A 1179-nucleotide genomic window follows, 5' to 3' on the forward strand; every position below is an offset into this window, starting at 1 on the left:
TTATGCAGTTACTTTCGCAACAACACCAGCACCTACAGTACGACCACCTTCACGGATCGCAAAACGTAGACCTGGATCCATTGCGATTGGGTGGATTAATTCTACTGACATTTCAACGTTGTCGCCTGGCATAACCATTTCAACGCCGTCTTGTAATTGGATTGCACCAGTTACGTCAGTTGTACGGAAGTAGAACTGTGGACGGTAACCATTTAAGAATGGAGTGTGACGACCACCTTCTTCTTTAGAAAGTACGTATACTTCTGCGTCGAATTTAGTGTGCGGCTTGATTGTACCTGGTTTAGCAAGTACTTGACCACGTTGTACGTCTTCACGCTTAGTACCACGAAGTAAGATACCACAGTTCTCACCTGCACGGCCTTCGTCAAGAAGTTTACGGAACATTTCTACGCCAGTTACAGTTGTTTTAACTGTATCTTTAATACCAACGATCTCTACTTCTTCACCAACTTTAACGATACCAGCTTCTACACGGCCTGTTACTACAGTACCACGACCAGAAATTGAGAATACGTCTTCGATTGGCATTAAGAATGCTTTGTCGATAGCACGTTCTGGTTCTGGAATGTAAGAGTCAAGCGCTTCAACAAGAGCAAGAACTGAAGACTCACCATATTGACCAGCATCGCCTTCCAACGCTTTAAGCGCAGAACCACGGATAACTGGAGTGTCATCACCTGGGAAGTCATAAGTAGAAAGAAGTTCACGAACTTCCATTTCTACTAATTCAAGTAATTCTTCATCATCAACAAGGTCACACTTGTTTAAGAATACGATGATGTAAGGTACACCAACCTGACGAGAAAGAAGGATGTGTTCACGAGTTTGTGGCATTGGACCGTCAGTCGCAGCACACACAAGGATCGCGCCGTCCATCTGAGCAGCACCAGTAATCATGTTTTTAACGTAATCGGCGTGGCCCGGGCAGTCAACGTGCGCGTAGTGACGAATTGGAGAATCGTATTCTACGTGTGAAGTATTAATTGTAATACCACGTGCTTTTTCTTCAGGTGCTGAGTCGATTTGTGAGTAATCTTTCGCTTCACCGCCGTAAGTTTTTGCACAAATTGTTGCAATCGCAGCAGTTAAAGTTGTTTTACCATGGTCAACGTGACCGATTGTGCCCACGTTTACGTGTGGCTTATTACGTTCAAACTT

At 44.3% G+C, this 1179-nt stretch carries 1 protein-coding gene; it reads right to left on the reverse strand.

Annotation, left to right across the window (positions count from 1 at the left end):
• A partial coding sequence (gene tuf / locus ACTJJG_RS19015) for an elongation factor Tu (protein ID WP_017399900.1) occupies positions 1 to 1179 on the reverse strand: 1179 nt, incomplete at its 5' end.

This window comes from Acinetobacter sp. 22512, assembly GCF_052044755.1.
In the GTDB taxonomy this organism is placed as follows: domain Bacteria; phylum Pseudomonadota; class Gammaproteobacteria; order Pseudomonadales; family Moraxellaceae; genus Acinetobacter; species Acinetobacter pittii.